General features: G+C 37.5%; 2 protein-coding genes. Both read left to right on the top strand.

Features of this window, described 5'->3' with window-relative positions:
- On the top strand, window positions 1–1,338 hold a 1,338-nt coding region (locus tag WC724_03845), incomplete at its 5' end, for a hypothetical protein (GenBank protein MFA6078117.1).
- 4 nt (window positions 1,339–1,342) lie between these two features.
- Entirely contained in the window at window positions 1,343–2,887 is a 1,545-nt protein-coding gene (locus tag WC724_03840; GenBank protein ID MFA6078116.1) for a hypothetical protein, read from the top strand.
- The last annotated feature ends 198 nt before the right edge of the window (window positions 2,888–3,085 follow it).

The following is a 3,085-nucleotide window of genomic DNA, read 5'->3' as shown; positions in this document are numbered from 1 at the left end:
GTAACCACACCGTCTTTATCTACACCCGATTTAACTTCTTTTATAGAACAAGCGAAAGGACTTTACGCAACAGACCCAAAACAGGAAGCTGATAAAAATTCAGTCGATGCCTTGATGAAGTCAATGCTCGAACAATCTGGGAGTAGGGCAGAGGATAGGGCAACAGCTATGCAATCGGCTGATTTTCAGGCGAAACAAGAGGCAAATAACGCAACAGTAAAAAAACTTCAAATGCTTTCTGCGGAACGAGATACTTTAGAATCAAGGTTGGCTCGTGAAGCTGGTAGCAGAGGCGATATTGTTACTCGTGGCGGAATAGCCAGTACCGTTTCAGACCAAGAACGAGATTTAGCTGTTCGTACACGTTTCGCCGTAGCTGAGCATTTAGCAACCTCCAACGACTTGCAGGGGGCTATTGACCAAGTAAATACCGCCGTAGACGATAAATATGCAGATAGAGCAACAACACTAGCAAATCAAAAAATGCAGTTGGATTATTTACAGCAAAAAATTCAATCGGGCGAAGTAAAAGCAGATAAAACTCTTAATTTAGCCATAAACGAACGCAACCGCATTTTACAAGAGCAACAGAGACAGTTGGACGATAAGAAAGAGGAAGAAAAAGGAATACAGAATATTAAAATGACGATTGCTTCTTACGGTGGAGATGTATCTCGTCTTAATAATGCAAAAACTATTGACGAAGCGATTGAAATGGCGGGTACTTCCTTACAAGACCCAAGATTAAACATTGATATTGAAACGGCAAAAACAAACCTTGCAAAAATGAAGCAAGATATGTATTACTCAAAGTTGAAATCCGAAGCAGAGTTACATCCGTCCAGTGTAATTACAGAGGGTATTACTGGTGATATTTCATCACTTCTTGCGACAAACAAAATAGGACAGACGACAAAAACACAGATTGGTACGATACTTGGAGTATTAAACGCCGCCGAAGAAATGGCAACAGCAAGTGAAGGTGGAAATTTCCCCGGAATAAGTCCGGCAAATGTTTTTGTTGACTTTATTCCTTTCCGAAACGCACTCCGACAACAAAAAGGAACGGAAAATATCGGATATATAAATGGAATAAATTTGAAAATTCAACAATGGGCTTCTGGTGCGGCACTGACAGAACAACAGACTAAACAGGTTGAAAATATGACTCCGAACAAGAATGATACTGACAAAAATGTTGCCATTAAACTAAACAATTTAAGCAATTTTATGCAGTTGCAAATAAAAGGAACTTTGCAATCAGAGGGAATACAATATACACCAGAAAAAATAGATTTATTCAACAAAAAACAAACCTTGGAAGATATTTTCAAATAAAATTATGGTACAAGATATTCAAAAGAAAATAGAACAGGCAAGAAAACAAGGTTATTCTGACGAACAGATAAAAACCTTTCTTTCAAGCAAGGGAGAAAATCCGAATCTTGTTGTGAAAACTCCGTCCTTTACGGAGAATATTGCACAGGATTATGCTCAAAGAGCCGATAAGGTTGGAACGATTTTATCACGTCCAGTCGCTAGTATCACAAAAAATCCAGTACAAAGTGTTATAGACGTTGCCACAAAAGGAGTGCAAGTTCTCGGTCAGGGTGCTGGGGGTGTTGCAAATATCATAGAAAAAGGTGTTGAACAAATCCCCGGAGTAAAACCAGTAATTGAAAAGGTTGGTGAAGGAATGAACTGGGTTGCTACATCAGAATTATCGCCAGTAAAACACCTTGGAGATATTCTTGGAGAAAGCAAAACACTTCAAGAGGTAACGAATTTATATGATACGGACACAGAATTTAAAGACACGATTGACGGTGTAGCCAACTTGGCACGGCTCGGAATGGACGTGCAGGGTGTCTTGGAAAGTGGTGCATATGCGAAAAATGTTACAAACAAAATTGTAAATAAACTAAAAACAGATGTTCCAAAAATACCGCCCGAAGGAGGTACTGGCGGACTTGTTAAAAATATCAAAAAAGATATTCTTCCGACAACTGAAAGATTTGTAAACACTGAAGTAACAAAAGCGTTAGACTTAACGCAAGGTGATGTTAAAAACATCTCGCTATCAACAGGAAATGATGTTGGGGAATTTATCGCTAATAAAAATCTTATCGGAAGCACAGTGGAAGAAACATCAAAAAATCTTGACGATTTTTATAAAGCAAATTATGAACAAGTCAGAAGTGAAATTGGAAAAGTAACAAAGATTTATGACAAAAATCAAATTCCGGCTTATCAAGAAGCTCTCGGAGAAATTAAAAAACAAGTAGCGGATAAAATAGGACTTACCGAAGTGGAAGCAGAAGTTGATACACTTTTAAGAAAGAAAAAATTAACACTTAATGACGTTCAAAGAGCAAAAGAGTTGATGGATGAACATTTTTCGCTTTACAAAATGACGGGGGATGTAAAGGAAGGTGTCGTTAAAGAAGGATTGGTAAATATCAGAAAAGAATTACGGTCATTCGTTGAAACGAGAGTAAAAAAAGAAACAGGCGTAGATATTAAACCGATGAACAATAATGTAATGACGGCTCGTTCTATTAGCGAAGCAATCGCAGAAAGGTCAACCAGAGGACTAACAAGAGCAACAATATCAGCAAGCGACCTGATTGTGTTTTTGACTGGTTCAGGATTTACTCCGATAGGTGGTGCAATCGCACTCTTAGTAAAAAAGATATATCAAAGCCCCGCTTTCAAATTGCGGTTAGTAAAGTATCTTGATTCGCTTACCGATTCAAAACGGTTAGAAATAAAGCAAAGTTTAGAGAAGGGAATAGTGCCAGAGGAACTTCAAACAGCCCCATCAAACAATCTTTCCAGTGAGGCAAAGACACCACAGACCGACCTAACTAAAAATGAGAGTAAATAAGTCATAAATATAGTATATACTAAAAAATGAATAATGTCAAGTATCAATTAAATAAACTGATTTTTCATCAACGGCTGATTGATAGCTCTTTCAGTAGACCAACCATTAAGAATTCTTGCACGAAAAGTATGATAAGAAAGGTTGTATTGTTCAGCAAATTCAATAATAGTTTTTCTTTCTCCGAGATATTCAAGGATA

It is taken from the genome of Candidatus Paceibacterota bacterium (assembly GCA_041661305.1).
GTDB lineage: Bacteria > Patescibacteriota > Minisyncoccia > Phycocordibacterales > VMEP01 > VMEP01.
This window is presented reverse-complemented; position numbering and strand designations above follow the sequence as displayed.

Coding starts and splice junctions, on each gene's coding strand:
- WC724_03840 (MFA6078116.1), top strand. CDS start 1,343: ATGGTACAAGATATTCAAAAGAAAATAGAACAGGCAAGAAAACAAGGT.